We start from the raw sequence: 15,067 nt of genomic DNA, 5'->3' as shown, positions 1-15,067 counted from the left end.
GCGGGGGTGGTGCGGAGCGTGTGACCTGGCCCACAGGCGGGTTGTCCCCAACTTAGCGCGAACGCCGCATCCGCATCGAACTGACGTGACGCGGTGCACAGTGGCGTTCGTCGCAGGATCAGCCGCGCCCGTGAGGCTCGAGCCAGACCGAGGTGTCCGGACCCTTCGGGATGATCCCGGACGGGTTGATGTCGTGGTGCACGACGTAGTAGTGCGCCTTGATCTGGTCGAAGTCGGTGTTCTCGCCGAAGCCCGGCGTCTGGTAGAGGTCGCGGGCGTAGGCCCACAGCACCGGCATCTCGGTGAGCTTGTTGCGGTTGCACTTGAAGTGGCCGTGGTAGACGGCGTCGAAGCGCGCCAGCGTCGTGTAGAGCCGAATGTCGGCCTCGGTGAGGGTGTCCCCCATCAGGTAGCGACGGTCGGCGAGCCGCTCCTCGAGCCAGTCCATCGCGTCCCACAGTCGGGTGTACGCAGCGTCGTACGCCTCCTGGGAGCCGGCGAAGCCGCAGCGGTAGACCCCGTTGTTCACCTCCACGAAGATCCGCTCCATCACCGTGTCCATCTCCTCGCGGAGGTGCGCGGGCCACAGGTCGGGCGCACCGTCGGCGTGGAACTCCTGCCACTCGAAGAAGAGGTCGTGGGTGATCCACGGGAAGTCGTTGGTGACCACCTGGCCGGTCGGGATGTCGACGATGGCCGGCACAGTGATCCCGCGCGGATAGTCTGGATAGCGCTCGAGGTAGGCCTCCTGGAGCCGCTCGATGCCGAGGACCGGGTCACGGCCGTCCGGGTCGAGGTTGAACGCCCAGCTCCGCTTGTCGTGGACGGGACCGGGCGTGCCGAGGGAGATGACGTCCTCGAGGCCGAGGAGCCGTCGCACGATGATCGAGCGGTTCGCCCACGGGCAGGCCCGGGCCGCCACCAGCCGGTAGCGCCCCGGCTCGACCGGCCACAGCGGCACCGTCGCCGGTCCACGCTCGGGCACCCGGGCGCCCCGGGTGATCCGGTCGGGGATGTAGCGCATGTCGCGGTTGAAGTCCTGCCCCTTCTCGACGTACGCCGGCTTCAGGTCCTGGGTCATGTCACGCACGTTATCCAGCCAGCCCCTCGCTCACCCCCGCCCCCTAAGGTCGAGGCGTGTTTCCGTTCGGCGGCGTCGCGTTCATGCTCCTGGGCGCACTCCTCGCCGGCGCGGTTCTCGCCCTTGCGGCCGCCGCGCTCACCCGCTGGGTCGGCTGGGGGACGGCCTGGGCGGTCGCGGGACTGCTCTGGACGATCGCCGTCATCGGGCTGGTGACGCTCATCCCGGCGTACGGAGCCCCTGGCATCGTGCCCGCCGAAGGACGTCTCACCACGTGCTCCTGGGACATCGGCGGGCCGGCCCCGGATGGGTTCTGGATCTTCGCCAGCGGCCAGCGCCTGCTCAACACGGTCCTCTTCATCCCGTCCGGGGTGCTGCTGGTCGTGGTCGCGAGCCGCTGGCGCCATGCGTGGGTCACCGTGCCGCTCGGGTTGGTGGCGCTCGCGGCCTACTCCGCAGCGATCGAGTGGACCCAGCTCGTCGTCGCGCGCCTCGACCGGGCCTGCGACGTCACGGACGTCATCGACAACACCACCGGGGCGGTCATCGGCGTGGCGATCGGAGTGCTGCTGATCGGGCTGCGCCGGCTCCTGGTGCGCGACTTCCGACGCTGAGTCTGCGGCGCCTCCTACGCTGAGCCCGTGACCGGTCCGCAACCCCGCCCGAGCGTCGCCGCCATGCCGTCGTACGTCGCCGGCAAGCCCGCCGCGGCCGACGCCTACAAGCTCTCCTCCAACGAGAACCCCTACCCGCCACTGCCCGGTGTGCTGGAGGCGGCCGTCTGGGCGGCGGCGCAGATGAACCGATACCCCGACATGGGCAACACGGCGCTCTACGCGGCGCTCGCCGAGACATACGGCGTTCCGGTCACCGACCTCGCCGTCGCGACCGGGTCGACGGGGCTGATCTATGGGCTTCTCACGGCGTTCTGCGAGCCGGGCGACGAGGTGGTCTACGCCTGGCGGTCCTTCGAGGCCTACCCGATCGCGGCCGTCGCCGCGGGGGCCTCCTCCGTCCAGGTGCCGACGAGACCCGACGGGCGACACGATCTCGACGCGATGGTGGCGGCGATCGGGCCGCGGACGAAGGTCGTGCTGCTGTGCAGCCCCAACAACCCGACCGGACCTGCGCTCACCCAGACCGAGCTCGACGGCTTCCTCGACCGCGTGCCGGACGAGGTGCTAGCGGTGCTCGACGAGGCCTACGTCGAGTTCGTCCGCATCGCCGACCCGGTCGACGGCCTCGCGACCTACCGCTCCCGCGAGAACGTCGCCGTCGTGCGGACGTTCTCGAAGGCGTACGGTCTCGCCGGCTTCCGCGTCGGCTACGCGATCGCGCGGCCGCCCGTCGCCGCAGCTCTGCGTGCGGTCACGCTCCCCTTCGGCGTCAACCTCGTCGCACAGGCCGCGGCGGTCGCCTCGTTGCAGGCCCGTCCCGAGCTCGAGAAGCGCGTCGAGGCGCTGGTCGCCGAGCGCTCCCGCGTGGTGGACGCGGTCCGAGCCGCGGGCTGGGAGCTTCCCGATGCCCAAGGCAACTTCGTCTGGTTCGCGATGGGGCCCGACCGGATCAGTGAGTTCGTCGCGGCGGCCGAGGCCGACGGCATCACGGTGCGTCCGCTCGGCGGTGACGGGGTCAGAGTCTCCATCGGCGAGCCCGAGGCCAACGACCGCGTGATCCGGCTCGCCCAGCGCACGCGCGTCCCCGACTGACGCCCGGCCGGCGCCGCTGGGGCCCGCGCGGCGCATGGCCGCTCGCGCAGCCCGGCCCGCCGCTGTACGGTCCCGGCGCGACACGCCGTACCCTCCGGCGTGTCGCCTCCGCGCGGCGCATGGGCGGGCCCGGCCCGCGGGCCCGGGCCCGCGGGTAGGGGACCGCGCGGGCGCATCGGCCGCTCCCGTGGGCGCGGCCCGCGGAAAGCGCGCGGCGCGTGGCCGCTCACGTAGCGCGGCCCGCCACTGCAGTGTCCCGGCGCGACACGCCGTACCCCTCGGCGTGTCGCCTCCGCGCGGCGCATGGGCGGGCCCGGGCCCGCGGGTCGGGACCGCGCGGCCGCATCGGCCGCTCACATAGCGCGGCCCGCCACTGCACGGTCCCGGCGCGACACGCCGCACCCCTCGGCGTGTCGCCTCCGCGCGGCGCATGGGCGGGCCCGGGCCCGCGGGTCGGGACCGCGCGGGCGCATCGGCCGCTCACATAGCGCGGCCCGCCACTGCACGGTCCCGGCGCGACACGCCGCACTCTTCGGCGTGTCGCTTCCGCACGGCGCATGGCCGGGCCGGTGGATGACCGTGACGCGCGTGTGTGCCTGTGGATGAGCACCGCCACCAAGGCGCGACCTGCCGCAGACTCGCGGCGTGGATCTGGTAACCCTGCTCGTGCACCTCGGCGGAGTCGCTGACACCGGCACGCTGCTGGCGAACATCTCGCGCCGTGCCCTCCGCACCGCAGTGGACCGTCGCGAGGTTGTCCGCATCGGCCGCAACCGCTACGCCCTGCCGGTCGTCGAGGACGCGCTTCGCCAGGCTCATGAGCACAACGCCTTCGTCACCCATCTGAGCGCGGCGGCTCACTGGGGCTGGGAGGTCCGACTTCCTCCTGATCGGCCGCAGCTCGCCGTGCCTCGCGGTCGCGCCCTGCCGGAGATCGAGGGTGCCGACCTCCGTCGCCTCGACCTCCCCAGAGAGGTCATCCACGGGTGGGCCACCACCAAGCTGCAGACCGTGCTGATGTGCGCAGCGGACCTGTCGTTCGGCGACGCGCTGGCGGTGGCCGACTCGGCGCTACGCCACCGCGATGTCACGCCGTCGCAGCTGACCGGCGCGGCCGCTGCCTTCACGGGAGCTCGCGGGACTGCCGTGCGGACCGTCGCCTCCTACGCCGACGGCAAGGCGGCCAACGCCTTCGAGTCGGCCACCCGAGCACTGGCGATCGAGGCGGGGTTGAGCGTCATCCCCCAATATCGCGTCGAGATCGACGGCACCGTGCTCCACCCCGATCTGGCAGACCCCTTGCGCGGCATCGTGATCGAGGCCGAGTCATGGGAGTTCCACGGCAAGCGCCAGGCCGACTTCGAGCGCGACTGCGAGCGCTACACCCTCCTCACCCTGGACGGCTGGTTGGTCCTGCGCTTCACGTGGCGGCAGGTGATCCACCGTCCTGCTTGGGTCATGGCCCGCATGGCAGACGCCGCCGCGGCGGCCGCTCGCTGCGCCTGATCAGCGCGACACGCCGTACCCTGCGGCGTGTCGCCCCCGCGCGGCGCATGGCCGGGCCGGGCCCGCGCGGCGCATGGCCGGGCCGGACCCGCGCGGCGCATGGCCAGGCGCGGCCGTCGGGTACGGCGCCCACGGCGCACCCGCCGCTCCCGTGGCGCGGCCCGCCGCTGCGCGATCCGGGCGAGACATGCCGAACCCTCCGGCGTGTCGCTCCCGCGCGGGGCATGGCCGGGCCGGACCTGCGCGGCGCATGGCCGGGCCGGACCTGCGCGGCGCATGGCCGGGGGCCCGGCCTTCGGGTACGGCGCACCCGCCGCCCCCGTGGCGCGGCCCGCCGCTGCGCGATCCGGGCGAGACACGCCGAACCCTCCGGCGTGTCGCTCCCGCGCGGCGCATGGCCGGGCCGCGCCCGCGGGTCCGGAACAGCGCGGTGGAGGGTCCGGCGGCCGGGTACGCCGTGCATCGGGAGGCCGCGGCCGCCCATCGGCGCTGTGCTTGACTGGCCGCCGTGAGACTCCTCGGCTGGCTCGTCAGCAACGCGGTCGCCCTGGCGGTCGCGACGTGGCTGATCGACGGGATCAGCTTCACCGGCCCCAGCACCGGCGGCGCCGAGATCCGGCACAAGCTGCTGCCGCTCATCGGCGTTGCGATCATCCTCGGGGTCGTCAGCTCGTTCGTGAAGCCGATCCTGAAGCTGCTCAGCCTGCCGATCATCATCTTGACGCTCGGTCTCTTCCTGCTCGTCCTCAACGCCGCGATGCTCCTGCTCACCGGCTGGCTGGCCGGCAAGCTCGGGATCGGCTTCGAGGTCGACGGCTTCTGGGCCGCGGTCGCCGGCGCCATCATCATCACGATCGTCACCTGGCTCGTCGACAAGGTCCTCGACCGGTGACGGGGGTGCGGATCCCGCCGCCGCGCGTGCCGGGACGGTACGCCGTCGCGCTCGTCTGCCTCGGCAACATCTGCCGCTCGCCGATGGCCGACGTCGTGCTCCAGCACCGGCTCGAGACCGACGACCGCATCGAGGTGCGCAGCGCCGGCACCGGCGACTGGCACGTCGGCCGGCCCATGGACGACCGGGCGGCGAGCACGTTGAGGCGCCACGGCTACGACCCGAGCCGGCACCGCGCCCAGCAGGTCGGGGCGGACTGGCTGGACCGCTTCGACCTCGTCCTCGCGATGGACGAGGCGAACCTGAGCGACCTCGGCGGACGCCGCGACCGGGTGCGGCTCTTCCGCGACTTCGATCCCGTGGGCGCGGGCGGCGAGGTTCCGGACCCCTATTACGGTGGCGACGACGGCTTCGAGGAGGTGCTGGCCATGGTGGAGCGAACGACGAAGGCCCTGGCCGCCGAGCTCGCCGCGGTGCTCGCCTCCGACCCCGCCTCCGACGGCGCCACCGACGGCGCCCCCCACCCCACCACGGATCTCGCCACCAATCTCACCACCGACCTCACCGCGGAGCTGCGCGAGCAGTGAGCCGGGCGTCGGTGGTGGCGCGGCGTGCTGAGGAGCTCCTCGGCACGCCCGTCGTCGCCACCTCACCGGTCGCCGGCGGTGACGTCGCTCGTGCGACCAAGCTCCGTCTCAACGACGGGAGCGTCGTGCTGGTCAAGACGCTCCCCCACCCGCCGGAGGGTTTCTTCCGCGCGGAGGCACGCGGCCTGGCTTTGCTGGACGAGGCGGGCCTGCCGGTCCCGGAGCTGCTCGCCGCCGCGGACGACTGCCTGGTCCTGCGGTGGATCGAGCCCGGCAAGCCCACCGGCGAGGGCGCCGAGACGCTCGGCCGCGCGTTGGCGACCGCGCACCGGCGCCCGTGTGACGGCTACGGCCTCGACGCCGACGGCTTCATCGCCACGCTGCCCCTCCCGAACCGACCGACGCCGACGTGGCCTGAGTTCTACGCGACGCGGCGGCTTCTCCCCTATCTCAAGCTCGCCCATGACCGCGGTGCGCTCGAGGACGACGAGACTCGGAGGATCGAGGCCGTCGTACCGCGCCTCGAGGGGCTGCTGCCGATCGAGCCACCTGCACGCCTCCACGGCGACCTGTGGAACGGGAACGTCGTGTGGGGCGCCGACGGCCGCGCCTGGGTGATCGACCCGGCGGTGTACGGCGGCCACCGCGAGATGGACCTGGCGATGCTGTTGCTCTTCGGGCTGCCGCAGCTGGAGCGGCTCGTCGACGCCTACCAGGAGACCTACCCGCTCACCGACGGCTGGGAGGACCGGATCGGTCTGCACCAGCTCTTCCCGCTCCTGGTGCACGCGGCGCTCAACGGCTCCGGGTACGGCGCCCGCGCCGCCGCCCTCGCCGCCCGATACGCCACATAACACGCCACGTAACACGCCACGTAACACGCCACGTAACACGCCACGTAACGCCCACCGCGGCCCCGTCGTTGACGCGGTCGTGAGCGCATCGGACGAGGAGGACTTCCACGTGCTGGTGGAGTCTCTGGGCACGCTCCTGTCCCTTTCCGCCCACCATCCCCGGGACACGGTCGTGCTCGCCGAGGCGATGGTCGAGCTCGAGGCGAGGTGCGCGACCGGCGAGGTTAGGGGCACCCCTCCCGGGACACCGGGCCCGCATGGCCGTGACCTCGAAGACCGCCGCGACCACCCCTGACAAGGTGTGGGAGGTGCTCGCCGACGGCTGGCTCTTCCCCCTTTGGGTGGTGGGCGCCTGCCGGATTCGCGACGTGGACGCAACCTGGCCGCAGCCCGGCTCGCGGCTGCACCACTCGGTCGGCGTCTGGCCGGTGGTCAGCAACGACCACACCGAGGTGATCGCCTGCGAGCCCGGGCAGAGGCTGGAGCTGCAGGCGCGCGCTTGGCCGCTCGGCGAGGCACGCGTCATCATCACCGTGAAGCCGGCGACTCACGGCGCGACACGGGGAAGCGAGATCACCATCGAAGAGGACCTCACCCACGGTCCGGGATCGCTGCTGCCGAAGCCGCTGCGGTCCAGCGCGCTGCACGTCCGCAACGTCGAGACGCTCGCCCGCCTGGCCATGCTGGCCGAGGGCCGTTCGTGACGTCGTACGACGCCATCGTCATCGGCGCCGGGCCCAACGGCCTCGTCGCCGCCAACCACCTCGTCGACGCCGGCTGGTCGGTCCTCGTGCTCGAGGCTCAGCCCACGCCCGGCGGTGCTGTGCGCAGCGACCGCGAGGTGCACGACGGGTTCGTCCACGACACCTTCAGCTCCTTCTACCCGCTCTCGGCGGCGTCGCCCACGATCAGCTCGCTCCGGCTCGAGGAGCACGGCCTCGTCTGGCGGCATGCGCCCGCTGTCGTCGCCCACCACGTGCCGGACGCCGGATGGGCGCTGCTGCACCGCGACCGCGACGTGACCGCCGCGAGCCTCGACGCGCTCGCGCCTGGCGACGGTGAGGCATGGCTGGAGCTGTGCCGGCAGTGGGACCGCATCGGCGGCCAGGTCGTTCGAGCGCTCCTGTCCCCCTTCCCGCCGGTCCGGCACGGTCTGGCCGCGCTGCTCCGCGTCCCCGGCGCCGGCGGGCTCGGGCTCGTCCGCGACCTGCTGATGCCGGTGGCGGACTTCGGACGCCTCAGGTTCGCCGGTGAGGGGGCGCGGCTGCTCATCGCCGGGAACGCCGCCCACGCCGACATCCCGATGTCCGCGCCCGGGTCGGCGATGTTCGGGATCCTCATGACGATGCTCGGGCAGACGGTCGGCTTCCCGGTGCCCGAGGGCGGCGCCGGCCGGCTGGCTGAGGCGTTGGCCAGCCGGTTCCGCGGCCGTGGGGGCGAGCTGCGCTGCGGAGCCGAGGTGACCGACGTCGAGGTGGAGGGACGTGAGGTCCGCGCCGTGCGGACTGCCGGAGGGGAGCGGTACGCCGCCCCCGTGGTCGTCGCCGACGTGATCGCCTCCCGGCTCTTCGGAGGACTGGTGCCGACCGAGCAGCTGCCACCGCGCGTCGCCAAGGGCATGCGCGGCTTCGAGCTGGATCCCGGCACGGTGAAGGTGGACTGGGCGCTCTCCGGGCCCATCCCCTGGCGCACCGCGCCGCCGCATCCGCCCGGCACCGTCCACGTCGCGTCGTCGGTCGACGAGCTCAGCCGGACCGGCCAGCAGATCAGCGGTCGCACCGTGCCCGACCAGCCGTTCCTCCTCGTGGGCCAGATGACGACCAGCGACCCCACCCGCTCGCCGGCGGGCACGGAGTCGGCGTGGGCCTACAGCCACGTGCCCCAGGTCGTCGAGCGCGACGCCGGCCCCGACGGGCTCACGGGGCGCTGGGACGACGCGGAGACCGAGCGGTACGCCGACCGCATGCAGGCACGCCTCGAGGGTCTCGCGCCCGGCTTCGGCGATCTGATCCTCGCGCGCCGCGTGCTGGGGCCGCGGGAGCTCGAAGAGCGTGATGCGAACCTCGTCGGCGGCGCGATCAACGGCGGCACCGCGCAGCTCCATCAGCAGCTGGTCTTCCGCCCGGTGCCCGGCCTCGGACGCGCCGAGACGGGGATCCGCGGCCTGTACCTCGGGTCGGCTTCGGCCCACCCCGGGGGCGGCGTACACGGCGCCGCCGGCATGAACGCCGCCCGCGCCGCTCTGGCCCACCACCGGCTCAGGTCGGTCGGCCGCATGGTCGGCATCAGCCGCTGACGGTGCTCAGGTCGGCGTCGAGGGCGCAGCGGTGGGCAGCGCGGCGTCCGGCTGCGGTCGCGCCGCGAGCCAGTCGACGAGCTTCTCCGCGGTGAGCGGCGGCGAGTAGAGGTAGCCCTGGCCCACCGGGCAGCTCAACGAGCGGAGCAGCTCGGCCTGCTCGACCCGCTCGATGCCCTCGGCCACGACATCGAGGCCGAGCGTCTTGCCCACCCGGACGATCGCCCCGATCACGGCGCCGCTGGTGACGGGGTCGTCGGAGTCGGACAGGAACGAGCGGTCGATCTTCAGCTCGTCGATCGGGAGGGTGACCAGCTGGCTGAAGGAGGCATAGCCCGTGCCGAAGTCGTCGAGGCTCACGCGGATTCCCTGCTCCCGCAGCTGGCGCAGCGTGCTGACACCCGTGTCGGCGTCGAGGAGCCGGCTCTCGATGAGCTCGACGGTGATCCGTCCGGGCGCGATGCCGTGACGACGCACGAGCGCCTGCATCGCCTGGGGCACCGGTCCGGCGCGGAGCGAGTCGGGCGAGGCGTTGATCGACATCCGCGGGATGTGGACGCCGGCGGCGTCCCAGGCGCACAGCTGCTCCAGCGCCTTCTCGAACACCAGCCGGTCCAGCGCCCGTCCCATGCCGAGCTGTTCGGCGATCTTCACGAACCGGGCCGGCGAGATCGGGCCGTGGACACCGTCGACCCAACGGGCGAGCACTTCGACGCCGACGACCGCTCCGGTACGGAGGTCCAGCTGCGGCTGGAAGACCAGGTCGATCTCCCGTCGCTCGATCGCGGCCCGCAGCGCTCGACCGACGGTGAAGCGGTCACGCGCCTCCTCGGCCATCTCGGGCTCGAAGAACACCGCGGTGCCCGGGTGCTCCCGCTTGCCGTGCGCGAGGGCGACCATCGCCGCCCGGACGAGCGACGGCACGTCGGCCCCGTCCCGCGGCCCGACCGCGACGCCGACTGTCAGGGCGCCGGCGTCGGTGGACGCTGGACGGTCCGGGACGACCGCGAGGTGGCTGACGACGTCATGGAGTCGGCACTCATCCGCGCTGGGCACCAGCACGAGGAAGTAGGGCCCGCTCATGCGGCGTACCTGTCCCTCGAGCTCCGCCGCCACCCACTGGACCCTCTCCGCGGCCTCCATGAGGAGCAGCTCGCCTTCATCGGCGCCCACCACGTGGGTGGTGATCAGATAGCTCTCGGCCTCGACGACCAGGACCGCGCCCGTGCTGGGACCGAGGACGGTCGCGTCGATGGGCTCGTAGTGCAACAGCCCCGTCACCGGGTCGGCGTCGCGCTCATCAGGCCGCATGTCGGTCTCGAGGGCCTCAACGCTGAGGGTGCGCGCACCGGTGAGAGCGCGTACGGCGCGGCGAGCCCAGCTCGCTCGGCGCGCGTCGGCCGAGTCGGTCTCCCGATGTGGCGCTCCCACGTGGCTCCTCCATGTGATGGGTTCCCCCGCTCCCAGGATTTACCATCGGCCGGCCGCCGTGTCGCCTGCGGGGTTTCTGAGGGTGTCTGTGCGGATGAGCATGCCTGGACACGATCAGCCCTCGACGGCCGGGGCCCCACTGTCGTGACTCCGCCGTTGGGGCGCGGGCGAGGCTCGGGCGAGGCTCGGGCGAGATGACGCCGGTGGTCTCGGATGCCAGGCCCTTGGGCGCCCGGACCAGACTGTTCGGATGGAGCTGGTGCGCGCACGCCTCCTCGCGGACCTGGACCGCGCTCGACGCCGCCTGGCCGAGCTGACCGGCGACTTCCGGGAGATCATCGAGGCTTCGCAGTCGACCAACGCCGACGACGAGCATGACCCTGAGGGCGCCACCATCGCGTTCGAGCGCTCCCAGGTCGCCACGCTGATCGCGCAGGCCCGTCAGCGGCTCGAGGACGCCGACGCGGCGATGCGTCGGCTGGAGGCAGGGACCTACGGGGTGTGCGAGCGCTGCGGCCGCCCCATCCCGACGGAGCGGCTCGAGGCGAGGCCCACGGCGCGGACCTGCGTGTCCTGCCCGGCGTGATCCGCGCGTGGTGAAGCCCAGCGTGACCGGGAGGTCACGCTGGGCTTCACTCGGAATCGTGGCGGAGAGCGCCTACCGCGTGATCCTCACCACCTTCGAGGTCTTCGCGACGCCGACAAGGCCGGACGCGGTCTCCGTCACTCGCACCGCGACCTTCGTGCCGCGGTCAGCGCGCCGCACCTTGTAGGTCACGCCGGTGGCGTGGGCGATGGCTCGCCCGTTGCGGAGCCACTGGTAGCGAACGGTGGCACCCGGCGTCGTCTGGACGCTCACTCGCAGCCTGCGACCCGCCTTGTGCGCTCCGGTCACGACCGGCGTGCTCAGGCTCAGCGCGCCCTTCACGGTGATCGTCTGCGGCGCGCTGGTGTTCCCGGCCCGGTCGACGGCGCGGTAGGCGAAGGTCTGCGACGTCCCCCGCACCTGGACCGGGGCGCCGTACGCCGCCCAGTGTCGGCCGCCATCGGTCGAGTACTGGATCTGCTTGACACCCGACACCTGGTCGGAGGCCGACAGGACGAGCCGGCCGCCGGATCCGGTCGCGGTGACGGTCGGCGCCGTGGTGTCGATCCGGACCACGAGCTCCTGGACCCGACTGAAGTGGCCGGCACCGTCGGTGGCGAACACTCGCACCGTGTGGATCCCGTCGCCGGTGATCTCGAGGGGGTCGGTGTAGGGCCGGGTCTCGCCGCCGTCGACGCCGATGTAGGCCTGGTCCCCGTCGTTGCCCACGCTCACCGTGACCGAGACGGGGCCGGTGAGCCAGCCGCCGCTCGGCGCCGGGGTCGTCGAGATGGACACGATCGGCGGCGTCCCGCTCGGCGCCTTGACCACGCCCGCCGCCGAGGAGCCGACGAGCTGCGGCAGGTCGAACTGGGCGTCGTAGCTCGCCACCTTCACGCCAGAGACGCCCTGGTTCTTGGCCAACTGGGCGAACGGCGCCGACTGGCTCACGACGTTCAGGATCCGCATCGCGCTGCGCTGGAGGTCGCCGAGCCGCATCGGGTAGCTGGTGGCGGTGTAGTTGCCCTTCACCACGACGGTGTAGGCCGTGACCGGCGTTGTGCCGTCACCCGGAGTGGCGTGGACGACGTTGGTCAGCGTGATCGCGGCCTTCTGGGCCGTGGTCAGTGCGGCGCCGGAGAGCAGCGACTGCACGTACTTGTAGGCGTCGTCGACCGAGCCGAGCTTCGCGTCGGCCGCGAACGTCATGTTGTTGATCGCGTCGACGGTCGCCGTGCCGGAGGCCGGCTGCTTGCTCAGGTCGGTGCTGCCGTCGATCGTCGTGGAGATCGTCTCGGCGCCGCTGGCCGAAGGCGTGAGACCGCCGAACTGCCAGGAGTACGTCGTCCGGGTGGGCGTGACCGTCTTGGTGTAGACCGGGAGACCGGCGACATCGATGGTCGGCGCCTGCTTCTCGATGGCGTTGATGACGTTCTGCGGGGCATTGCCGGGCTCGATGAGATCGTTGCCCGAGTACATCGTCGCCGTCGCGCTGTGGCTGCCGCCCCAGTCGGTCATCACCAGGCCCTTGAAGCCCCACTCGCCGCGCAGGATGTCGGTGAGCAGGTCGTAGTTCTCGGCCGCATAGGTGCCGTTGATCCGGTTGTAGGAGCTCATCACGGCCATCGGCTGCGCCGTGGTCACGGCGATCTCGAAGGACTTCAGCTCGAGCTCCCGCGCCGCACGCTCGCCGACGACGGAGTTGCCGCCACTGCGGCGCGTCTCCTGGTTGTTGAACGCGAAGTGCTTGATCGTCACGCCGACGCCCGGGTTGCTCTGCACACCGAGGCTCGTGGCTGCCGCCGTGAGGCCGGCGACCAGCGGGTCCTCGGAGTAGTACTCGAAGTTGCGGCCGTTGAGCGGGTCACGGTGCAGGTTCATGCCGGGGGCGAGCCACAGGGTGACGCCGGCCTCGATCATCTCCTTGCCCACCGCGTCGCCGACCTCCTGGATCAGCGCACGGTTCCAGGTCTGGGCGAGCATGGTGCCGATCGGCCACGCCGTCTCCCACTGGTAGGTCTTCGGCGTGGTGTTGATCTGCTGCGTGAGTCGCAGTCCGGCCGGGCCGTCGGAGAGGGCCATCCCCGGGATGCCGAGGCTCTCGTACTTCGCGGTCGTGTAGCCGGCGGCACCGATCGCGGAGGGGGTGGTCCCGCCGACGTTCGCGCCTTCGACGATGTTGGCGAGCTGTGTCACGTTCAGCTTGGCGACGAACTGCTCCATCGTGGTCCGCCCGGCGGCCACGTCGTAGAGCGTGCTGGCCGGGTCGGTGTCGACCTGCTTGATGGTCTCACCCGCCTTGGCGGCGTACGGCGCGCCGGTGCCCTCCCAGCTGGTCTGCTTCGAGTCGAGGTAGGTCGTGACGCTGGAGACCTTGCCGCGGTCGATCGCGTCGTAGGGCTGCGAGCTCGGCACGGCGACGCTCTGCTCGTACGGCGAGCGGGCGTCCTTCGGCGCGAAGCCGCTGGTGTCGAGGGTGACCTTCGGAGCGGCCGCCATCTGCTCAGCCTCGTCGGCGTACCCATAGAAGTCGGCCGGGTCGCTGGTCAGCGCGGTGGCGGGTGCCTGGTCGTTGAGCTCGTGGTTGTCGAGCTCGGTCGGGGTGTCGGCGCCGAGCTCGAGCCGGGTCGCGACCTGGGTGTTGCGCGAGGAGTCGCCGACCCGCACGACGTACTCGCCCTTGTCCATCACCCACCGTGCGGTGTCCTCGTCGAAGGAGGCCAGCGAGGTGGTGTCGAAGGTGATCGTGACGGTCTGGGAGTCGCCAGGGGCGAGGGTGTCGGTCTTCGTGTAGCCCTTGAGCTCCTGGTACGGCTTGTCGAGACCCGTCTGCGGAGCCGAGACGTAGACCTCGACGACCTGCTTGCCGCTGTAGCTCTTGCCGACGTTGGTGACGCGTGCCTTGACGCTCACCTTGCTCATGTCGGCAGTGACGCTGAGCGGGTCGATGTTGAAGTCGGTGTAGGACAGCCCGTAGCCGAACGGGTAGTTGACGACGCTCTCGGGGTGCGCCGCGTCGATGTTCTTGTAGAAGGAGTCGAAGTAGCGGTAGCCGACGTAGACGCCCTCGCTGTAGCTCTCGTCGTTGCCCGTGCCGTCGTTGTTGCCGAAGGTGGCCGCCGCCGGGTAGTCGGCATACGCCGAGGCCCAGGTGTCGGTGAGCTTGCCGGACGGGCTGACCTCGCCGTCGAGGACCTGGACGAGGGCGGCGCCGCCTTGCTCGCCTGCCTGGCTCATCAGGAGCAGGGAGTCGAGCGCGGTGCCCCCGGCCGGGTCGGTCTCGGAGGCGTTGATGTCCTTGAAGAACTCGGTGTCCATGACGCCGCCGGTGTTGAGGACGACGACGACGTGCCTGTACGTCTGACCGAGCAGCTCGATGTTCGCCCGCTCGGTGTCGGTCAACAGGTAGTCGCCCTGTCCCGACTTGCGGTCCGCGCCCTCGCCGGAGTTGCGCGCGACCACGAAGATCGCCGTGTCGGTCGGAGCCGTCGGCTTCCGCGTGATGGCAGTGAGCGGCTGCTCGACCGAGGAGTAGTCCGGCGCCGCCGCGAGCACGCCGCCGTTCGGGTTCGGCGGGTACTTGGTGTTGAACGCCGAGGTCATCGCGTTCCAGTAGTCCGGGCTGGTGGTGATCGTGTAGCCCGCGGCCTCGAGCCCCTGGCGGACGGTGACGTTCGACCGGTTGTTGACGGCCCCCGACCCGGTCCCGCCCTTGACGGTGACGTAGGCGCCGACGCCGTAGAGCGCGACGTTGCCGCTGGAGGCCATCGGCAGCGCGTGGTCGTGGTTCTCGAGGAGCACCATGCCCTCGGTGGCGGCCCGCTGCGAGAGTGCGGCGTTGGCGGACTCCAGCGCCGAGACGCCCGGGTTGGTGGTGGCTGCGGTCGCAGTCGCGACAGGAAAGGCCGAGACAGCCCGTGGCGAGCACGGCCAGTCCCCGTGTGAGCACACGACGTGGTGGTTGGCGCATGGAGTCGTCCTCTCTGACAACTCATGGGCGGCGGGCCCGCCCGAGCGAACGTGACGCCGCTCACGGTAAAGGGCGGTTTTACTGACGTCAACGACCCGAAAGAAATTACTTTTCCTTGCTTTTATGTGTGTTTTAGCGCATAAAATCAGGTGTGA

The 15,067-nt window shown here is 71.7% G+C and carries 13 protein-coding genes; 10 read left to right on the top strand and 3 right to left on the bottom strand.

What is annotated here, in order from left to right; genetic code table 11:
- Positions 1–118: 118 nt before the first annotated feature.
- Positions 119–1,081, bottom strand: a complete 963-nt coding sequence (locus tag ACYQ1K_RS00595) for a glutathione S-transferase family protein (protein ID WP_459980430.1) — start codon at positions 1,079–1,081, stop codon at positions 119–121.
- Between the two features lie 56 nt (positions 1,082–1,137).
- Between ACYQ1K_RS00595 and ACYQ1K_RS00590 the strand changes: the two genes are divergently transcribed.
- From ACYQ1K_RS00590 to ACYQ1K_RS00550, 9 genes are all read left to right on the top strand, one after another.
- Entirely contained in the window at positions 1,138–1,695 is a 558-nt protein-coding gene (locus tag ACYQ1K_RS00590) for a VanZ family protein (protein ID WP_459980429.1), read from the top strand.
- 27 nt (positions 1,696–1,722) lie between these two features.
- Positions 1,723–2,790, top strand: a complete 1,068-nt coding sequence (hisC, locus tag ACYQ1K_RS00585; RefSeq protein WP_459980428.1) for a histidinol-phosphate transaminase — start codon at positions 1,723–1,725, stop codon at positions 2,788–2,790.
- 645 nt (positions 2,791–3,435) lie between these two features.
- Positions 3,436–4,296, top strand: coding sequence for a hypothetical protein (locus ACYQ1K_RS00580; RefSeq protein WP_459980427.1), 861 nt, complete (start codon positions 3,436–3,438; stop codon positions 4,294–4,296).
- 508 nt (positions 4,297–4,804) lie between these two features.
- Complete coding sequence (locus ACYQ1K_RS00575; RefSeq protein WP_459980426.1) at positions 4,805–5,188, top strand: phage holin family protein; 384 nt, start codon at positions 4,805–4,807, stop codon at positions 5,186–5,188.
- Positions 5,185–5,775, top strand: coding sequence for a low molecular weight protein-tyrosine-phosphatase (locus ACYQ1K_RS00570; RefSeq protein ID WP_459980425.1), 591 nt, complete (start codon positions 5,185–5,187; stop codon positions 5,773–5,775). Before ACYQ1K_RS00575 ends, ACYQ1K_RS00570 begins: the two co-directional genes overlap by 4 nt.
- Positions 5,772–6,629 carry a fructosamine kinase family protein gene (locus ACYQ1K_RS00565; protein ID WP_459980424.1) on the top strand — a complete coding sequence of 286 codons (858 nt, stop codon included), beginning with the start codon at positions 5,772–5,774 and terminating at the stop codon, positions 6,627–6,629. The genes ACYQ1K_RS00570 and ACYQ1K_RS00565 overlap by 4 nt, the downstream gene beginning before the upstream one ends.
- A 79-nt stretch (positions 6,630–6,708) precedes the next feature.
- On the top strand, positions 6,709–6,924 hold the full coding sequence (locus ACYQ1K_RS00560) for a hypothetical protein (RefSeq protein WP_459980423.1): 216 nt from the start codon (positions 6,709–6,711) through the stop codon (positions 6,922–6,924).
- Entirely contained in the window at positions 6,887–7,333 is a 447-nt protein-coding gene (locus tag ACYQ1K_RS00555; RefSeq protein WP_459980422.1) for an SRPBCC family protein, read from the top strand. The genes ACYQ1K_RS00560 and ACYQ1K_RS00555 overlap by 38 nt, the downstream gene beginning before the upstream one ends.
- Positions 7,330–8,925: a phytoene desaturase family protein gene (locus tag ACYQ1K_RS00550; protein ID WP_459980421.1), complete on the top strand. Its 1,596-nt coding sequence runs from the start codon at positions 7,330–7,332 to the stop codon at positions 8,923–8,925. Before ACYQ1K_RS00555 ends, ACYQ1K_RS00550 begins: the two co-directional genes overlap by 4 nt.
- 6 nt (positions 8,926–8,931) lie before the next feature.
- Here ACYQ1K_RS00550 and ACYQ1K_RS00545 read toward each other — a convergent pair whose 3' ends face one another.
- The gene (locus ACYQ1K_RS00545; RefSeq protein ID WP_459980420.1) at positions 8,932–10,356 is read right to left on the bottom strand and encodes a putative bifunctional diguanylate cyclase/phosphodiesterase; all 1,425 of its coding nucleotides are present in this window, start codon (positions 10,354–10,356) and stop codon (positions 8,932–8,934) included.
- 250 nt (positions 10,357–10,606) lie between these two features.
- Between ACYQ1K_RS00545 and ACYQ1K_RS00540 the strand changes: the two genes are divergently transcribed.
- Positions 10,607–10,942, top strand: coding sequence for a TraR/DksA family transcriptional regulator (locus ACYQ1K_RS00540; RefSeq protein WP_459980419.1), 336 nt, complete (start codon positions 10,607–10,609; stop codon positions 10,940–10,942).
- 72 nt (positions 10,943–11,014) lie between these two features.
- Here the strand turns inward: ACYQ1K_RS00540 and ACYQ1K_RS00535 are convergent, their stop codons facing one another.
- Positions 11,015–14,893 (bottom strand): beta-glucosidase, encoded by a 3,879-nt coding sequence (locus ACYQ1K_RS00535; RefSeq protein ID WP_459980418.1) that lies wholly within the window; start codon positions 14,891–14,893, stop codon positions 11,015–11,017.
- Between the last annotated feature and the right edge of the window lie 174 nt (positions 14,894–15,067).

The organism is Nocardioides sp. AN3, from assembly GCF_054653495.1.
The sequence above is the reverse complement of the archived record's forward strand: the minus strand, read 5'-3'. Positions and strand labels throughout refer to the sequence as shown.

Excerpts from the sequence above, each read along its gene's own strand:
- ACYQ1K_RS00555 (WP_459980422.1), top strand. The coding sequence starts at position 6,887 with ATGGCCGTGACCTCGAAGACCGCCGCGACCACCCCTGACAAGGTGTGG.
- ACYQ1K_RS00540 (WP_459980419.1), top strand. The coding sequence starts at position 10,607 with ATGGAGCTGGTGCGCGCACGCCTCCTCGCGGACCTGGACCGCGCTCGA.
- ACYQ1K_RS00595 (WP_459980430.1), bottom strand. The coding sequence starts at position 1,081 with ATGACCCAGGACCTGAAGCCGGCGTACGTCGAGAAGGGGCAGGACTTC.